Genomic DNA, 14,793 nt, shown 5'->3' on the forward strand with positions numbered 1-14,793 from the left:
AACTCAATGCCAAACGGTGGATTAATGAACCGTGGTCAACTCGTCACCCATCGCCAATAAAAGACCCCGCCGCAGCGGGGTCATGTCAGGGGTAAAGCTACTCGCTCATCAGGAGGCGGTCGCTTCCACCACCTTGTAGGAGGGCTGCTGGCGCAGCTTCCACAGCTCGCTCCATTTGCGCAGGGCGGAGAGCAGGATCAGCATCCCCAGTACCAGCATGATGAGGGAGATGATGCCGTTCATCGGGTTGTAACCCTTGGCCGCCGCGTTGAAGTAGACGTTGCTCATCATCCAGTAACCGGCGTAGTTGACGGTGACGAACAGGTAGGCCAGCGGGATCAGGCAGGTCAGCATGTAACGGCGCTTGCTGGCCAGTCGCAAGATGATGGTGGCACCGATGATGAGGCCCACCGAGGCCATCAGCTGGTTCGAGACCCCGAACAGCGCCCACACAGATCCGATATCACCGGACATCAGCAGGTAGCCCCACATCACGCAGGCGAGCACGCTGGCCCCGATGGCGCCCGGCATCCAGTCGATGCGCTTGAGGGGCGGGTAGAACTCGCCGAAGAAGTCCTGAATGAGGTAGCGGGAGACCCGGGTACCGGAGTCAACGGCCGTCAGGATGAACACCGCTTCGAACATCACCACGAACTGGAAGAAGTAGGAGGCGAGGTTACTGAACCAGGGCACCTTGGTGAAGATGTAGGACATGCCCACCGCCAGGGTGACGGCGCCGCCGGTGCGGCCGTTCAGATCCATGCCGATCTCCTGGGAGAGGAACGGCAGATCCACCACCTGCATCCCCAGTTTGGCGAAGGCTTCCGGGGTGGCGTTGATGGCGAAGTAGTCCGCCGGGTGCAGGGCAGTGGCGGCGATCAGCGCCATCACGCCCACCACGCACTCGGCCAGCATGGCACCGAAGGCAACCGGCAGGATGTCGTTCCACTTGTCCACCAGTTTCGGGGTAGTGCCGGAGCCAATAAAGGCGTGGAAGCCGGAGATGGCGCCACAGGCGATGGTGATGGAGATGAAGGGCCAGACCGGGCCACCCAGTACCGGGCCGCCGCCGTGGACAAACTGGGTCATGGCGGGGAACTGGATCTCCGGGTTGATGCAGATGACGCCGATCACCAGGGCGCCGAATACACCGATCTTCATAAAGCTGGAGATGTAGCCGCGCGGGGTGAGCAGCAGCCAGACCGGCAGGGCGGTGGCGAAGAAGGCGTAGATGGGCAGCGCCAGACTGATGGTCTCGGCACGCAGGGTCAGCCAGGCACCGAAGGCGCTCTCCTGCACGTAGGGGCCGAAGAAGACACAGGCCAGCACGGCGGCAAACCCGACCCAGGAGGCGGCTTGCAGGTTGCCGGTCAGCTTGTGCCAAATTCCCACCACCATGGAGATGGGGATGGTCATGAAGACGGCAAACACGCCCCAGGCGTTACGCTCCAGCGCGTGCACCACCACCATGGAGAGACCCGCCATGGTGATGGTGATGATGAAGAGCATCGCCAGACCGGTGCACCAGCCGGCGATGGGGCCGAGTTCGGCCTTGGCCACCTCGGAGAGGGACTTGCCCTGATGCTTCATGGAGGCGAACAGCACCACGGTGTCGTGCACCGCACCGCCGATGACGCAGCCGATCAGCAGCCAGAGAAAGCTTGGCAGGTAACCGTACTGGGCGGCCAGTACCGGGCCGACCAGCGGGCCGGCGGCGGCGATGGCCGCAAAGTGCTGGCCGAAGTTGACCCACTTGTTGGTCGGCACATAGTTCTTGCCATCTTCCAGCTGGTGGGAGGGGGTGACCAGTTTGTCGTCAGCCTGCAGCACCTTGCGCACAAAGAACACGCCGTAGAGGCGATATGCAATGGCGAGGATGCAGAGGGCCGCAATGACAAAAGTGATTGCGTGTTGCATGGGGGAGTTTCCTTTTCCTGTGGCCAGTCTGGCCGGGCTCATGCTGCACTCTACCGATGCGGTGGGGAAAGGGGAGGGAAGAAAAGGTCAGTGGCCGGGTTCCGCCCGCGAGTGGCAGAAAAGCGACCCCGAGTGGTTTGGCGGGAGTGCCGACGGCCGTGATCAGCGGGTGAGTGGTAGCTGGTAGAGCAGGTGTGGGATGAGGCGTCCCGCCCCATCAGGGAATATCGAGCAGCTCCTTGAGGGGCTTGAGATAGCGGCGACTCACCGGCACCTTGTGGCCGCCCTGAGTCACCACTTCCGCCAGCCCGCCGTCCAGCAGCAGGATTTCGCGGATCTGGCCCGGGTTGAGCAGGTACTGGCGGTGACAGCGCACGAAGCCGGTCTTCTCTTCCAGAGTGCGCAGGGTCAGCTCGGTGGTGCCCTGCTGCTGGCCGCTGATCACCCGGTTGCCGGTGAGATCGCTGTGGATGAACTCCACCTCGCCAAGGGGCAGTAGCAGAATGCGGTTGTGGCCGGTGCAGGGGATACTGCGCAGGGGTTGGGCGATGCGGGTCGGATCCGGCAGCGGTTGGCCAGCTAATTCGCCTTTGGGAGAGAGTAGCCGCTGGATGCGCTCCAGCGCCTTGTTCATCCGCTCCGCGGTGACCGGTTTGAGCAGGTAGTCGAGGGCGTTCTCCTCGAACGCACGCAGGGCAAACTCGTCGTAGGCGGTGATGAAGACGATGTGAGGGCGCAAGTCAGGATCCAGCATGCCCACCAGCTCCAGCCCGTTGATGCGCGGCATCTGGATGTCTAGAAACAGCAGGTCGGGTTTGAGGCGATGGATGGCGGGCAGCGCCTCCATGGCGTGGGCGCACTCTCCCAGCAGGCGAATATTGCCCGCCTGCTCCAGCAGCAGCCGCAGCTCCTCGCGGGCGAGGGGTTCATCGTCAACGATCAGGGCGGTCAGCATGGGCTCTCCTGCAGGGGAAGGGTGATCCTCACCCGGGTTGATTGATGGGGGTCGCAGTCGATGGCGACCCCGTACTCGGCGCCGTAACGGGCCTTAATGCGCCGATCCACTATGTTCATGCCAAGGCCGCTCCCCTCCTGTTTCGTCTGGTAGAGCCCGGCGTTGTCGCATACCTCCAGCACCACTCGCTGCGCCTCAACCCTGGCAGTCAGGGTCAGCAGGCCGGGTTCGAACATCTGGGAGATGCCGTGCTTGACCGCATTCTCGACGATGGGTTGCAGGGAGAAGGTGGGCAGCCGGTACTCCATCAGCGGCTCGGGAATATGGATCTGCACGCTCAGGTGCTCGGCGAAGCGGGCCTGTTCGATATGCAGGTAGGCGTTCACATGCTCCAGCTCATCGGCCAGGGTCACCTCGTCCCCCTGCCGTTTGAGGTTCTTGCGAAAGAAGGTGGAGAGGTTGTGCACCAGGGTGCGGGCGCTTTCGGGGTCGCGCCGGATCACCGCCGACAGGGTGTTGAGGGCATTGAACAGAAAGTGCGGGTTGATCTGCGCCTGCAACAGCTTGATCTCCGACTGTGCCAACAGCCGTTTCTGCTCGTTGTACTTACTGGCCAGGATCTGGCCGGAGAGCAGCCGGGCAATCCCTTCCCCCAGGGTGCGGTTGATGGAGGAGAAGAACTTGCGCTTGGGCTCGTAGAGCTTGATGGTGCCAACCACCGACCCCTCTTCCCCCCGCAGCGGAATGACCAGCGAGGAGCCGAGCCGGCACTGGGGATGCAGGTTGCAGCTGTAGGGGATGAGGTTGCCGTCGGCATAGACCACCTCGTTGTGCTGGATCGCCTTGAAAGTGTGGGCCGAATTGATGGCGGTGCCCGGCAGATGGTGATCCTCGCCGATGCCGATAAAGGCGAGCAGCTTCTCCCGATCGGTGATGGCCACCGCGCCCACTCCGGTCTCTTCGTAGAGAATGCGCGCCATCTGCTGGCACGCCTGCTGGGTGAAGCCCTTGTCCAGCACCCGCATCGCCCGCTCGGCAATCTTGAGGGCGCGGGCGGAGAAGGCGACCGAGTACTTCTCCAGCATGGCGCGGTGATCGAGGATCATCCGCATGAACATGGCGGCCCCCAGGGTATTGGCCACCAGCATGGGGGCGATGATGTTCTCGATAAGGTGGATGGCATCATCGAGGGGGCGGGCCACCAACAGAATGATCCCCATCTGCATCAGCTCGGCGATAAGGGCCACCGAGCCCACCACCCAGGGGCTGAACAGCAGGTCGAGCCGGTGGCGGGCGACGAAGTGGCGGTGCACCAGCCCGCCAAGCAGCCCCTCGGCGATGGTGGAGAAGGTACAGGCCAGCGCAGTGAAGCCCCCCAGCGAGTAGCGGTGAATGCCGCCGGTGAGCCCCACCAGCAGTCCCACGGCCGGGCCGCCGACTATGCCCCCCAGCACGGCGCCGATAGCGCGGGTATTGGCGATGGAGTCCTCTACCCTCAGGCCAAAGTAGGTGCCCATGACACAGAAGCCGGAGAAGATGAGGTAGCAGAGGATCTTGTGGGGCCAGCTCAGGGTCACCTGAGTGAGCGGCATGAACAGCGGCGTCTTGGAGAGCAGCCAGGCGATCACCAGATAGACGCAGAGCTGCTGGAACAGCGAGATCACCAGAGTGAATTGTTCAAACGCCACGGCTCGTTGCCCCGGTAATGGTTGGTCATTTAATGGACGCGGAGTATTAGCAAACCCCATACCCCCTTGCAAGACAGGGGTATCGGAATGGTGGCGTAGCGCACGATTTGCCGAATCGTCTGCCGCCGTGGCGGGCGGTAACTGTCTGGTTACTCAGCATGGAGTCTGATCCAGCGGCAGACGCGGCGATATGGCGAAAACAAAAAGGGGGCCAGAAGGCCCCCGAATTGACGGTCAGTGGGTAGCTCAATCGAGTTTCAGATCGACCCAGACCAGACGGTGATCCGAGCTGACCCCCTTGGCGATGCCGAGTTTCGCATCATAGACCAGGTGATAACCCGCCTCGAAGCTGGCAGGCCAGTAGATACCGCTCTTCACCGCGTTGAGGTTGGCGGAGGGGATGACGTGGTCCAGCTGCAGCACGCTGGAGTTGGTGATGCGTTCCGGGTTGGGGCGATTGAGGTTGCGTTTGCAGTCGGCCCCCTTGCTGACACACTCCGGGCCCCCTTCGCTGACCGGGATCAGGGTGCCATTGGTGATGGCCTGATTCATCAGCGGATTGTTAAGCAGATCCTGAATCGCACTCAGGTCACCGTCACCGGTTTGCGGATCGGCATTGAGATCGCCCGCGATAACGAACTTGGCGTTTTGCTTCAATCCACCCTTGGTGCCCTTGTCATCGGTCATGTAGTTGAGACCCTTGACGTAGTCGTTCCAGAAGGCGATCTCGGCACGGTTGTGCTTGACGGTATGGCGCGCCGCGTTGGCAAAGATCGGTGGGGTCGGGTGGGAGATCAGGAAGTGAATGACCTCTTCCCCCTTGTCGGTCTTGATGCGTACCGGCACATCAGCGTGGTTCTTGGAGGAGAGCGGGTACAGCTGCCAGGCTGCGTCTGAATACCAGGCATCGCCACACTGGCGGCTGGCTGGGATCTTGACCTTGGGATTGTTGCAGTCATCGATGATGGGGTTCTTCTCGCCCGGCATATCCTTCCACTTGAAGTTCTGGAAGGTGCGGATCTGCTTGGTGTCGATGGGATATTTGGACATCACCGCAAAGGCGTACTGGCCGTGGTAGTTGCCAAAGCCCCAGGCATCATCGGGGCCGTTGTTGACCTTGCCATCCAGATTGAGGTCATAACCGCTCATCAGGCCGGTGTTGGTGGCGAAGTTCTGCATCACCGGATAGCTGATGGCCGTCACTTCGGCGTGCTGGGCGTGGGCCAGATAGTTGTCGTTGAAGGCTTTCAGATCGGCGGTGCTCTCGCCTTTGCCGTCGTTGTCGAATTCGTTGAGCAGGAACACATCCGGGCGGGTGCGCTGGATGATCTCCGCCACGTTGCGGATCTGCTGCACGTTCTTGGCTTTGGTTTCCGTGGCGCCGCTCAGGCTCCCTTCGGCGAGGCGGGTCAGCAGGGCATCCTGCTCGGTGCGGGTCAGCGCCAGCTCACCGGTCAGCATACCGGCGGCAGTGCGGTCAAAAGAGAGGTTGAAGGTGGCAAAACGAACCATGGGATCAGCTGCCTTTGAGTCGTTGTCGCTGTTGCAGCCAGCATCCCGAGAGAGATGGCAGCAGCCAGTAGGGTTTTGTTGAGGTTTTTCATTGTAATTATTCCGTAGCATCAATTGAGTCAAGCCTTCTGTGAGGCGGCGCCATTATAAGTAGACGGCGATGCTGCGGGGATTTTGCCTGAGCAAAGTGTGAGGATATTCACACCACATATCTGGCGATGATGAATGTTAACAGGGCGATATGGGGTGTGAAAAACCGGTTTATACGCTGCAGTTTCCGGGATGAATGGCGCATTTCCTGCCGTTACCGCACTCTGAATTTGTCACACCACCATCGGCAGGCCGCTCTCGGGATGATGGATCACCTGGGCCGGATAGTCATAGAGACGGGCGATGAGCTCAGGGGTCAGCACTTCGGCTGGTGTGCCATCGGCCATCAGTTTTCCCTGCTCCAGCATCACCAGCCGATCGGCATAGCGCGCCGCCAGATTGAGATCGTGCAACACCACCAGCACGGCGGTGTTGCGGCTGGCCAGGGCGCGCGCCATGGCCAGCAGCTGATGCTGGTATTTCAGATCCAGGGCTGAAGTGGGTTCATCGAGCAGCAGCAAGCGGGGTTGCTCAGGCTCGCGCTGCTCGGCCGGGGAGGGGGCCTGCCAGATTTGCGCCAGTACCCGGGCAAACTGTACCCGCTGCCGCTCACCACCAGATAGCCCGGGATAGAGCCGCTTGGCCAGATGTTCGACCCCCGCATGGGTCATGGCGGCGGCCACTATCTCCTCTTTGCGGCGAGCGGGTTCGCAGTGGGGCAGGCGCCCCATGGCCACCACCTCTTCACAGAGAAAGGGGAAGTTGAGTGAGGAGCTTTGCGGCAATACCCCTAGTCTGTGGGCCAGCGGGCTGCTGTCCCACTGCCGGCGATCTGCGCCAAACAGGGTGATGGAACCCTCATATTCCAGCTCGCCGGTCAGGCACTTGAGCAGCGAGCTCTTGCCCGCCCCGTTGGGGCCGAGCAGCGCGGTGAGGGTGCCGCTCTCGAGACTAAGATCGAGCCCATCCAGGATCTGGTGCTGGCCACGGCGCAGGCTCAGTCGGCTGCAGTTCAACAGGGGGGAGGAGAGTGAGGATGAGAGTGCGGATGAGAGTGGTTGCATAACAGTCCGTATCACAGGGCGCGGCGGCCTTTTACCAGCAGCCAGATGAAGAAGGGGGCGCCGAGCAGGGCGGTGATGATGCCCACCGGCAGCTCGGCCGGAGCCAGCAGGGTGCGCGCCAGCATGTCGGCCGCCAGCAGCAGGGCGGCGCCAAGCAGGGCCGAGAGCGGCAGCAACCTGACGTGGTTGGGGCCCGCCAGCAGGCGCACCAGATGGGGCACCACCAGCCCGACGAAGCCGATCATCCCCGATACCGCCACCGCCACCCCGACGCCTGCAGCGGTGAGCAGAATGAGGCGACGTTTGAGGGACTGCACATTGACCCCCAGATGACGAGCCTCCCCCTCACCCAGCAGCAGGGCATTGAGGGGATTGGCATCGCGCATAAAGAGCCACAGCAGGGCCGTCAGGGTGAGCAGGGCCAGCGCCACATCGGCCGGTTTGCCTGCCGCCAGCGTCCCCATCTGCCACAGGCTCAGGTTGCGCAGCATCTGATCGTCCGCCAGATAGGTGAGCAGACCGATCACCGCGCCGGAGAGCGCCGTGATGGCGACCCCGGCCAGCAGCATGACGGTGACCGAGGTGCCCCCCTCACGGGTGCCGAGCAGATAGACCAGGGTGGTGGTGAGCGCGCCGCCGAGAAAAGCGAGCAGCGGTAGCAGACCAACCCCTATGGTGGCTTGCAGCTGCTGGCCGAGGGGGGCCAGCAGCACGATGGCGAGCGCCGCACCGAGCGCCGCACCGCCGGAGACACCTATGATGCCGGGGTCAGCCAGAGGGTTGCGAAACAGCCCCTGCATCACGGCGCCACAGAGCCCGAGGATCCCCCCCACTGCGATACAGAGCAGGGTTCTCGGCAGGCGAATTTCCTGCACGATCAGCAGTTTGTGTGACTCAATCCCGCTCTCCTGCCCGGCAAACAGCGCCCGCAGACTCTCGCCCAGGGTGAGGGTCATGGGGCCGGTTGCCAGCGAACCGAGCAGCAACAGCGCCAGGGCGGCCGTGGTGAAGGCAAGCAGCCAGGAGAGGGGTAACCGCATCATGACCCCTGCTTGATCCATTGGGCGATCTGGTTCGCCTGTTGCAGGGAGTTGAGGCTCAGGCCCCCTTGCAGGGCGTGGCCGTCGATGGCGTGAATGGCGTTGCGCTTGCCTGCCGGGGTAGCCGCCAGTGCGGGCACTTCCGCCAGCACCTTGGCCGGATCGGCATACTGCTGCCAGTCACGACCGCTGACCAGCACCAGATCGGGCTGCATCTCGATGAGGGATTCGGCGGATACCGGCTTGTAGTTGCGCAACTCGGCGACCGGATTGATGCCGCCCGCCAGCGAGATCAGCGCGCTGGCAGTGGTGTCCCCCCCGGCGATGCTGGTGGGTTGCCCCTTGTGCAGCAGCAGGAAGGCAACCTTGAGCGGTTTGTTCTGTTTGGCTTGCGCCGCCAGCTGATCGGTCTGAGCCTGGATCTCTGCCTTCAGGCGATCGCCAGCTGCTTTGTCGCCCAGCAGGCTGGAGAGGGTGTCGATACGCTGGTTGAGGTTGGCGAGAGTAGGCGCGGTATTCATTACCTCCACCTTGACCCCGGCACGGCGCAGCTGATCCAGGGTTGGGGCCGGGCCCATCTCATCGCTGCCCACCAGTCGGGTGGGGGAGAGGCTCAGGATCCCTTCGGCGGCCAGCGCCCGGTGATAACCCACCTTGGGCAACCCTTTTGGCAAGGGGCTGCTGACATCGGTGGCGATCAGGCTCGATTCACCGCCAAGGGCCAGAATGAGTTCTGTGGTGGCGGGGCCGATACTGACGATACGCTCTTTCTGTCCGTCGGCGGCAACGGCAGAGAAGGGGGACAGTGAACTGCAGAGCAGGGTGATGGCGAGGGCAAGACGACGGCCCATGCTAACCTCCGAAGGGGTGAATGAAACGGGTGTGCCGCCGAGAATATCAAGGCTTTGGAAAAAATGCACTGATAATGATAGCAATTATCAATTGCATTGATTCCAGTGCTTTATTAGAGTAGCCGCCATGATAAACAGCGGGACAAGATGGTCCCGCAGAGGGAGAAAACATGAGCATTGCACAACGCATTCACGCGCTGCTGGAGCAGGATCCCGGCGCTCATCCGTCCACCCTGGCGGCCCAGCTTGCCATCAGCGAATGGGAGGTGGTTCGCCATCTGCCCGCAGAGCTGGTGACCCTGTTGCCCGCCGATCGCGCACAAGCTCTGCTGGAAGATCTGGCCAACTGGGGTCCGGTGACCACCATCGTCGAATCAGAAGGATCCATCTTCGAGGTAAAAGCCCCCTTCCCGAAAGGCAAGGACGCACGCGGTTACTACAACCTGATGGGCCGCGACGGTGAGTTGCATGGTCACCTCAAACTCGACAACGTGGCGGGGATTGCGCTGGTCAGCAAGCTGTTCATGGGCAAGGAGGGGCACTCCTTCCAGTTCTTCGGTCACACCGGCCGCTGCATTTTCAAGGTCTATCTGGGTCGCGACGAGAAACGCCAGCTGCTGGCCGATCAGGTCACCCGTTTTATGGCGCTGCGCCACAACTCTCAAGAGGAAGTCAAAGCATGAGTGAACGTCAGGAGCGTCTGCAGAACCGCCTGCAACCGGAGATCCGCGAGTTTCGCGACAGCTGCCGTACCCTGCAGCTCGCCACCGTCGATGGCGAAGGCAATCCCAACGCCAGCTATGCCCCGTTCGTGTTGCAGGAAGATGGCTACTATGTGCTGATCTCCGAGATCGCCCGCCACGCCCGCAACCTGCAACAGGTGCCCCGGGTATCCCTGATGCTGATCGAGGATGAGAGCGGTGCCCGCGAGCTGTTTGCCCGCAAGCGCTTGACCTTCGATGCGGTGGCTGAAGTCGTTGCCCGTGATGACGCTCGCTGGAGCAAGGCAGTTGCGGCGCTGGAGGGGCGTTTTGGCGAGATCATCAAGGGTCTCTCCAACCTCAAGGATTTCAAACTGTTCCGCCTCAAGCCGGAGCAGGGGCTGTTCGTCAAGGGCTTCGGTCAGGCGTTCGCGGTCTCCGGTGACGAGCTGGTGGATTTCGTCCATCTGGTGGAAGGGCATAAGCGCATCGACACCGGTGCCGAGCTCACCAGCCCGGCCGATGCGCCGGTCTGACGATCCCTGTCGACCACGACAGCCGTTATAACAAAACGGGCAGCCAATTGGCTGCCCATTTTTATTGCGTTATCTCATCCGGCCTGTTCAATCCTGCCAGGAGATCTTGTTGGGAAAAGCGCGACGATCGGCGTCGGTGGCCGTTTCGTTGCACTCTCCCCGCACCTTCCAGGAGGTCTGGCTCAGCACTATGTAGCCCTGGCGGCAATACTGCTTGGTCGCCAGGGTCTCGGTCAGCAGGTTCTCCTGCAAGGCTTCCCGCTGTTCCAGCAATCGTTGACTCTGAGCCGCCGAGAGGCCGCGCGGCAAGGTGTCGTTGGGCGCGGCTTCAAAGGTGAAACGCTTGCTTCCCTCCTCGTTGATGTGGGTCAGAAACAGGGGTTCCGGCCCGTCATACTTCTGTCCGGGCAAGCTGGAGCAGGCCGACAGTAGGGGAACAATCAACAACAGGGTGGCAGACAACAGGCGCACGACAGACTCCAGTGAGAAACGAAGCGAGGCTCGCAGATTAGCACGGCTGCAGGGCGGGTGTGACTGCCAGCAGCTCGTCGGTGGTGAGCAGGGTGACACTGCGCCCCTCCGGCAGACTGAGGTGGCGCCACATCCAGTGATGGTGCTCGGTGATCTGGGCCGCACTCAGGTGGGGGCGATCAGCGGTGGTGTGACCATCGTTTAATACCAGCACCTCGTACCCATGGGAGGCGGCACTGCGCACCGTGGTGTCGACGCAGAAATCGGTGGCGCAGCCACAGAGGATCAGTCGATCGACCGGCTGCTCGGCCAGTAGGAAGGCGAGCTCGGTGTCGAGAAAGCTGTCACAGGCCGTTTTGCGCACCCGGCTCTCTCCCTTGGCCGGTTGCAGCGCACTGTGCAACTGCCAACCCGGGGTGCCGGGTTCCAGTTCGGTACCGGGGGGCGAGTCATGCTGGATATAGATGACTCGTCCCTGTTGTTGCCTGACATGGGCCGCAGCCCGATTGATATTGGCCAGCACCTGCTCCTGGCGGTAACGGGGCTCGTTGAACAAGCCTTGCTGCACATCGATGATCAGTAACACATCCATATTTTACCCGCCGTTTCCTGGAAGATTAGGGTTGCAGCCACTGGCTGCAGTCACGACTGCGGGATTGATGCAGCGCGCCCATATCTTGCTTCATCTCGTCACTGTTTTGCCAGCGCTTAGGCAGCGGCATGATGGTTACCTGCACATCGTCTGCGGGATCTGCAACAGAGGTCTCATCTGTACGGGGCACGACCAGCGCTACCTTGAGGGCAGGATTGCGGCTGGCGATGCGACTGGCGAGTCCAAGCCCCCCCTCGACGTGGAAATTGCCGGCGATATGCATGATCTGCTGGCCCGGGTGCTTGGCGAGATAATCCACCATGCTCTCGGCCATGGTGTCATCCCAGCTGGTCTGGGCGGCGAAGCGGCGGGCGTTGCTGTCGGCATCGCCGTGGTGCATGGAGGCCATAAATTTCTGGCGATAGGGATCATCCCCCAGCGTCAATTGGCGGGCCAGCTGGCTGCGGCGCGACGCGGGCAGTTTGTCGAGCCACTCAGCCCCCTCCTGACCGACACAGCTCACCAGCGGTTTGGGGGCGTTGGCGGCGATCACCGGCATCTGGTGAGCCTTGGCAAACTCCACCAGCGGACGGTAGTCGCTTGGATAGTTGGGCCAGGCGTTGCCTTCGCGGATCAAGGCCGCTTCACCAATCTGGTTCGCCAGATAGGCATCCAGCGTCTTCTGATCGGCGCGGCTGAACTGCTCCATGGAGAGGGCCAATGGCCGCCCGTGCTGCTGGCCAGTGGTGTAAAGCCCGCTCAGCAGGCGCGATTGCAACAGATGCACGGCGGGATGGCTGTGCAGCTCACCCACCAGAATGATGTCGGCGTCGGCAATGCGCGCGATTGCCTGCTCTAGCGTTAGGTCTGCTTCTCTTTCGCCGCTTAGCCGGTAGTCATAGAGCGTCTGCAACTGTGATGACTGGGTCGGTTGGGTGGGGGTGGCACAGGCTGCCAGTAGCAGCGGCAGGGCGAGCAGGGGAAGTCGTCTAATCATGGGATCTCACGGCTGATATGCCCGGATGCCGGTGCATCTCGGGGGGCGAATAGAGAATAAGGGCAACACAGGGCGACAGTGTAAAACCAATTTGGTTCAAAACAAATGAGAATGATTTCGCTTCTTGTTGATCTTTGTCGAGAGCCGGGTAATATGCGGCCTGTTTGATAACAGTTCTCAATAAGGATTCGCTGTGACCCATCATAACGCACTCTCTCTGGTTGCCCTCGCCGTGGCGGCCGGTCTCTCTTCCCAGGTCTTTGCTGCCACTCATAAGGCGGATGAAGTCGTGGTCGTCAGCGGCTCACGGATGGAGCAAAAACTGGAAGATGTCTCCGGCCCCATCTCGGTGATCACCGCCAAGCAGATTGAAGAGCAGGTCGTCACCAACGTCGCCGACCTGTTCCGCTACGAACCCGGTGTGACCGTGCTCGGCGGTCAGGGGGATGCGCAGACCTTCATCATCCGCGGCATGGGAGAAAACCGGGTCAAGGTGGTGCGCGACGGTGTGCGCCAGAACGATGCTTACAGCAAGGGCGGTGTTGGCCAGAGCTACTTTGATACCGACATGATCAAGCAGGTAGAAGTGGCCAAGGGGCCTGCGTCTGCCGCCTACGGCTCCGATGCGCTGGGTGGCGTAATTGCCATCACCACCAAGGATGCCAGCGACTTCCTCAAGGGCAAGGACAGCTATCTGGATGTGACCAGCGGTTACGCCTCCAGCAGCCACCAGAAGATGGCGGGATTTACCGGCGCCCTGCGCACCGGCGAAGTGGAGAACCTGCTGCGCTACACCTGGCGCGATGGCGGTGTGACCCAGAATTTCGACTCCACCAAAAACGACTTCGATATCGGTACCCACGCCCTGCTGCTCAAGAGCAAGTGGAACCTCTCCGATGAGCAGTTCCTCAAGCTGACCGTTGACTACCTGACCGATGGCGAGGAGCCGGATGCGGTCAAGCTCAACAAGGTCGGTACCGGCACCGCCCGTGTCTTTGATCAGCCCATCACCGACAAGCAGACCGACAACCTCTCTGTGGTGCTGGATCACGGCATCGCGCTGAATCAAGGTTGGGCTGATCGGATGGATAGCAAGGTCTACTTCGCCCGCACCAAGCAGACACTGGATCAGTACGCCTCATCCAAGTATCCGGTTAACCCCGGCAACCCCTATGTGACCAAAAACTCGCTGGATCACAACGTGTTCGATCAGAAGAACATCGGCGCCCAGCTGCAGTTCCACAAGGCGGTCGCCAACCACCGCCTGGCCTGGGGGGCTGAATACGAGCACACCGACAACGAACGTACCCGTTACAAGGGGCCGACGACTCCCGGTGATTTTGTCGGCTACAACGAGCTGAGTTTCCCGGCTACCACCAGCGAGCGCAGCGCCCTGTGGGCCTTTGACGAGATCAAGTTTGGCGAGCGCTGGGTGCTGACCCCGGGAGCCCGTTATGACTACTACCGGATGACCCCGGACAACGATCCGGCCTACACAGGCGACAAGCTGCACAAGTTCTCGGAAGGGGAGTTGTCACCCAAGCTGGGTCTGGTGTTCAAGGCCCACGAGGCGGCCAACCTGTTCGCCCAGTACAGCCACGGTTTCAAGGCCCCCATGTATGACAGCGCCTTCTCCACCCTGAACCATCAGGCGTACGGCTATCGCATCGAGCCCAACCCGAACCTCAATCCGGAGAGCAGCGACGGCATCGATCTCGGCGTACGTGGCAGCAGCAACGGCTTCAGCTATGAAGTGGCCAGCTTCTACAACAAGTTTGAAGACTTCATCGAGATGGTGGAAGTGGGCAAAGAGGGGCGCACCGCCGTCTACCAGTACCAGAACCTGAGCAAGGCGACCACCAAAGGGGTCGAAGCCAAGGCGGATTACTGGCTCAACGATATCGTTAATGTCTGGGGCAACCTCGCCTACATCGAAGGCAAGGATGGGGATGGCAACTACATCAACAGCCTGAGCCCGCTGAACGGCTCCGTCGGTGTGCGTCTGGAACAGTCCCAATGGAACTTCAACACCGCGCTGCGCTTTGCTGACGACATGGACAAAGTCCGTAAAGATAGCAAAGGCAAGGATTACGTGAAGAGCGCCGGTTGGGGTGTGGTGGATATGTACGCCCAGTTCAACCCGATGACCGACCTGCAGCTCAACGTCGGGGTCTTCAACCTGTTTGACAAGGAGTACACCAGCTACGAGCGCATCGCTGGTCGTGCCGAGGGCTCCGATAACAGCATGATGACCGAACCGGGCCGCAACGTGAGTGCACGGGTCAAATACGTATTCTAAAGAGCAAACAACAGACGCAGATGATCAAAGGGGCTTCGGCCCCTTTTTTGTGGCCGCCATGTTGTGACGATGGCGCAGAG

13 protein-coding genes and 1 pseudogene are annotated in these 14,793 nt (G+C 61.4%); 4 read left to right on the plus strand and 10 right to left on the minus strand.

Going from position 1 to position 14,793, the window contains the following annotated elements; all coding sequences use genetic code 11:
• Nucleotides 1–108 precede the first annotated feature (108 nt).
• Nucleotides 109–1,917, minus strand: a complete 1,809-nt coding sequence (locus tag ACW5W8_RS08645) for a carbon starvation CstA family protein (protein WP_033114626.1) — start codon at nucleotides 1,915–1,917, stop codon at nucleotides 109–111.
• A gap of 40 nt (nucleotides 1,918–1,957) precedes the next feature.
• On the opposite strand from ACW5W8_RS08645, the gene ACW5W8_RS08650 reads away from it, so the two are divergent.
• Nucleotides 1,958–2,104 (plus strand): hypothetical protein, encoded by a 147-nt coding sequence (locus ACW5W8_RS08650; protein WP_498627364.1) that lies wholly within the window; start codon nucleotides 1,958–1,960, stop codon nucleotides 2,102–2,104.
• A 30-nt stretch (nucleotides 2,105–2,134) separates the two neighbouring features.
• Here the strand turns inward: ACW5W8_RS08650 and btsR are convergent, their stop codons facing one another.
• The 6 genes and pseudogenes from btsR to ACW5W8_RS08680 all read right to left on the minus strand — a co-directional run bounded on the left by btsR (nucleotide 2,135) and on the right by ACW5W8_RS08680 (nucleotide 9,117).
• Nucleotides 2,135–2,872 (minus strand): two-component system response regulator BtsR, encoded by a 738-nt coding sequence (gene btsR, locus ACW5W8_RS08655; RefSeq protein ID WP_498627368.1) that lies wholly within the window; start codon nucleotides 2,870–2,872, stop codon nucleotides 2,135–2,137.
• Nucleotides 2,866–4,560: a LytS/YhcK type 5TM receptor domain-containing protein gene (locus ACW5W8_RS08660; protein ID WP_498627369.1), complete on the minus strand. Its 1,695-nt coding sequence runs from the start codon at nucleotides 4,558–4,560 to the stop codon at nucleotides 2,866–2,868. Before ACW5W8_RS08660 ends, btsR begins: the two co-directional genes overlap by 7 nt.
• A gap of 246 nt (nucleotides 4,561–4,806) precedes the next feature.
• Nucleotides 4,807–6,164 (minus strand): annotated as a pseudogene (locus tag ACW5W8_RS08665) (endonuclease/exonuclease/phosphatase family protein).
• 231 nt (nucleotides 6,165–6,395) lie between these two features.
• Entirely contained in the window at nucleotides 6,396–7,226 is an 831-nt protein-coding gene (locus ACW5W8_RS08670; protein ID WP_498627370.1) for a heme ABC transporter ATP-binding protein, read from the minus strand.
• An 11-nt stretch (nucleotides 7,227–7,237) separates the two neighbouring features.
• Entirely contained in the window at nucleotides 7,238–8,269 is a 1,032-nt protein-coding gene (locus ACW5W8_RS08675; protein WP_206877592.1) for a FecCD family ABC transporter permease, read from the minus strand.
• Nucleotides 8,266–9,117 (minus strand): heme/hemin ABC transporter substrate-binding protein, encoded by an 852-nt coding sequence (locus tag ACW5W8_RS08680; RefSeq protein ID WP_498627372.1) that lies wholly within the window; start codon nucleotides 9,115–9,117, stop codon nucleotides 8,266–8,268. The genes ACW5W8_RS08675 and ACW5W8_RS08680 overlap by 4 nt, the downstream gene beginning before the upstream one ends.
• Before the next feature lie 170 nt (nucleotides 9,118–9,287).
• On the opposite strand from ACW5W8_RS08680, the gene hutX reads away from it, so the two are divergent.
• Together hutX and hutZ are read left to right on the plus strand one after the other, a co-directional pair.
• On the plus strand, nucleotides 9,288–9,800 hold the full coding sequence (hutX, locus tag ACW5W8_RS08685) for a heme utilization cystosolic carrier protein HutX (RefSeq protein ID WP_498627374.1): 513 nt from the start codon (nucleotides 9,288–9,290) through the stop codon (nucleotides 9,798–9,800).
• The gene (hutZ, locus tag ACW5W8_RS08690; RefSeq protein ID WP_042658521.1) at nucleotides 9,797–10,354 is read left to right on the plus strand and encodes a heme utilization protein HutZ; all 558 of its coding nucleotides are present in this window, start codon (nucleotides 9,797–9,799) and stop codon (nucleotides 10,352–10,354) included. Before hutX ends, hutZ begins: the two co-directional genes overlap by 4 nt.
• A gap of 87 nt (nucleotides 10,355–10,441) precedes the next feature.
• Here hutZ and ACW5W8_RS08695 read toward each other — a convergent pair whose 3' ends face one another.
• Genes ACW5W8_RS08695 through ACW5W8_RS08705 form a run of 3 tightly spaced genes read right to left on the minus strand, consistent with a single transcriptional unit; the run spans nucleotide 10,442 to nucleotide 12,414 of the window.
• On the minus strand, nucleotides 10,442–10,825 hold the full coding sequence (locus ACW5W8_RS08695) for a hypothetical protein (protein ID WP_498627377.1): 384 nt from the start codon (nucleotides 10,823–10,825) through the stop codon (nucleotides 10,442–10,444).
• A gap of 37 nt (nucleotides 10,826–10,862) precedes the next feature.
• Complete coding sequence (locus tag ACW5W8_RS08700; protein ID WP_498627379.1) at nucleotides 10,863–11,417, minus strand: cysteine hydrolase family protein; 555 nt, start codon at nucleotides 11,415–11,417, stop codon at nucleotides 10,863–10,865.
• A gap of 25 nt (nucleotides 11,418–11,442) precedes the next feature.
• Entirely contained in the window at nucleotides 11,443–12,414 is a 972-nt protein-coding gene (locus tag ACW5W8_RS08705) for a ChaN family lipoprotein (protein WP_498627381.1), read from the minus strand.
• Nucleotides 12,415–12,607: 193 nt separating this feature from the next.
• Between ACW5W8_RS08705 and ACW5W8_RS08710 the strand changes: the two genes are divergently transcribed.
• On the plus strand, nucleotides 12,608–14,713 hold the full coding sequence (locus ACW5W8_RS08710) for a TonB-dependent hemoglobin/transferrin/lactoferrin family receptor (protein WP_498627383.1): 2,106 nt from the start codon (nucleotides 12,608–12,610) through the stop codon (nucleotides 14,711–14,713).
• The last annotated feature ends 80 nt before the right edge of the window (nucleotides 14,714–14,793 follow it).

It is taken from the genome of Aeromonas aquatilis, from assembly GCF_054052405.1.

Excerpts from the sequence above, each read along its gene's own strand:
- ACW5W8_RS08645 (WP_033114626.1), bottom strand. The coding sequence starts at position 1,917 with ATGCAACACGCAATCACTTTTGTCATTGCGGCCCTCTGCATCCTCGCC.
- ACW5W8_RS08650 (WP_498627364.1), top strand. The coding sequence starts at position 1,958 with ATGCTGCACTCTACCGATGCGGTGGGGAAAGGGGAGGGAAGAAAAGGT.
- btsR (WP_498627368.1), bottom strand. The coding sequence starts at position 2,872 with ATGCTGACCGCCCTGATCGTTGACGATGAACCCCTCGCCCGCGAGGAG.
- ACW5W8_RS08670 (WP_498627370.1), bottom strand. The coding sequence starts at position 7,226 with ATGCAACCACTCTCATCCGCACTCTCATCCTCACTCTCCTCCCCCCTG.
- ACW5W8_RS08675 (WP_206877592.1), bottom strand. The coding sequence starts at position 8,269 with ATGATGCGGTTACCCCTCTCCTGGCTGCTTGCCTTCACCACGGCCGCC.
- ACW5W8_RS08680 (WP_498627372.1), bottom strand. The coding sequence starts at position 9,117 with ATGGGCCGTCGTCTTGCCCTCGCCATCACCCTGCTCTGCAGTTCACTG.
- hutX (WP_498627374.1), top strand. The coding sequence starts at position 9,288 with ATGAGCATTGCACAACGCATTCACGCGCTGCTGGAGCAGGATCCCGGC.
- hutZ (WP_042658521.1), top strand. The coding sequence starts at position 9,797 with ATGAGTGAACGTCAGGAGCGTCTGCAGAACCGCCTGCAACCGGAGATC.
- ACW5W8_RS08700 (WP_498627379.1), bottom strand. The coding sequence starts at position 11,417 with ATGGATGTGTTACTGATCATCGATGTGCAGCAAGGCTTGTTCAACGAG.
- ACW5W8_RS08705 (WP_498627381.1), bottom strand. The coding sequence starts at position 12,414 with ATGATTAGACGACTTCCCCTGCTCGCCCTGCCGCTGCTACTGGCAGCC.